The following is a 1,931-nucleotide window of genomic DNA, read 5'->3' on the forward strand; positions in this document are numbered from 1 at the left end:
CTCCATCGGCACCGGCTCGCTGATCGTCCATTCGCCGATGTACTGGAACTTGCCGTCCTTCGCCTCGACCAGCTTGTAGGTGGCCTGGTTCTGGTGGTGCAGCTCGTCGGTGAAGGTGCGCGGGCCGAACAGGGTCGGCTCGTTGCGCATCTTCTCCAGCTCCGCGACCACCTCCTCGGTGTCGGTGGTGCCGGCGCGCTCGACCGCCTTGGCATAGACCTCGATCATCGCATAGCCCGGATAGGCGTACTGGCTGGACGGGCGGGCGCCGTACTTGGCCTCGAACTTCTTGTTGAATTCCTCGACCTTCGGATTCGGGTCGTCGCCATAGATCGACCCCTGCACCGGCACCACGAAGTTGTTGAGGTTCGGCACCGCGTTCAGCCAATAGCTGCCGTCCATCGAGCTGCCGTTCAGGATCAGGGTGTCGATGCCGGCCGCCCGCAGCTGCTTCACCGCGCTGGCGCCGCCCGGATTGTAGGTGCAGAGCATGATCGCGTCCGGCGCCTCGGGCAGGGAGCGGATGCGGGTGATCTGCGAGGCGATCGACGGGTCGTCGTTCTTGAAGGTGTCGCGGCCGACGATCTTGCCGCCGACCTTCGGGAACATCCAGTCGAAGCCGTAGCAGATGCCCTTGTTGTACTCGATGGAGGTGTCGAGCAGGACATAGGCGGTCTGGACGTCGCGCTTCTCGTGCGACCACTCCGCCATCGCCGCGCCCTGCACGGCGGCCAGGACGGAAGCGGAGAAGGAGTAGGGGCCGACACCTTCGATGCCGGCCTTCACGTCCTCGGCACAGATGAAGAAGGAGACCAGGTCGTTGTCCTGGGCGACGCCGGCCGCCGGCGCGCCATAGTCGTAGTCGCAGGTGGCGACCACCATGTCGGCGCCGTCGTCGATGACGGCCTCGCCGGCCTTCACGCCCTCGCCGCGGTCGGACTTGGTATCCGCCTCCACGATCCGGATCGGCTTGCCCAGCAGACCGCCCTTGGCGTTGATCTCCTCGATGGCAATCTTCGCCGCCCGAACCGACGGCTGGTCATAGGCCTGCATCGGGCCCGACTGGGCGGTGGCGAAGCCGATCGTCACCTCGTCGTCGGCCATCGCCGCGCCCGCCGACAGGGCGATGCCGCCGGCCAGTACCGCAGTCGATGCCAAGTACTTTACGCTACGCATTAAACACCTCTTTGTCGAAGATCACTCAACTCATCCGCCGGAGTCTGTGCGCCGATGGCAGCTGGCGCCAGAAACCCAGGGTTGGGCCGCCGCGGATGCCGCGGCCCGATGCGGGTCCGCGCGCAGGCATCTCCAACGCTGGTTGCAAGAAGGGCCGGAACTGCGAGGCAGCCACCGGATCTCGCATCTCCAGGGCCGGCATACGGAATTGGGCGATCTGCCAACCTGCAGTCAGTCCGGCAAGGTGTCGAAATGCGGGATCTGTTCCAGCGCATGGTCCCAGCCTGCACGGCTGGTGACATGGATATGGGCTTCGGGGCGCATGCCGGGGGCGCTGTCCAGGCTGCCGGCCGGGACCACCAGCAGCCGGCCGTCCAGCTCCAGGCCATCCAGCTGCAGGTAGGGCAGGGCCGAGCCGCAGGCACTGCAGAAGCATTTCCGGTGCCGGGTGCCCGGGACCGCGTAGGTCCGCACCTGCTCCAGGCCGGTCAGCCAGCTCAGCCGTGCCTCGCTGGCGAACAGGTTCGCGGCGTGGGCCGATCCCGTGTCCTTCCGGCACCGCGAGCAATGACAGAGGAAGAAGTGCTCGAAGGTGCCGGCGATCTCGAAACGGACGAGTCCGCAGAGGCAGGAACCGGCATGTCTTTCGGCCATCGCAATCTCCTGTTGCGGACACCAATGCTGCGTGGCCGTTCCCGCGCAGGCTGAAGCGGGACCGGTAAAAGAAAACCCCCGCGGGCGGTGCCCGCGGGGGT

General features: G+C 66.4%; 2 protein-coding genes. Both read right to left on the minus strand.

Annotation, left to right across the window (positions count from 1 at the left end; translation table 11 throughout):
- Window positions 1-1,176: ABC transporter substrate-binding protein (locus ACFOGJ_RS19625; protein WP_379903706.1), on the minus strand; the 1,176-nt coding region annotated here is incomplete at its 3' end.
- A 231-nt stretch (window positions 1,177-1,407) separates the two neighbouring features.
- Window positions 1,408-1,830 carry a GFA family protein gene (locus ACFOGJ_RS19630; RefSeq protein WP_379903708.1) on the minus strand — a complete coding sequence of 141 codons (423 nt, stop codon included), beginning with the start codon at window positions 1,828-1,830 and terminating at the stop codon, window positions 1,408-1,410.
- Window positions 1,831-1,931: the final 101 nt, after the last annotated feature.

This window comes from Marinibaculum pumilum (assembly GCF_042646425.1).
GTDB lineage: Bacteria > Pseudomonadota > Alphaproteobacteria > Ferrovibrionales > Ferrovibrionaceae > Marinibaculum > Marinibaculum pumilum.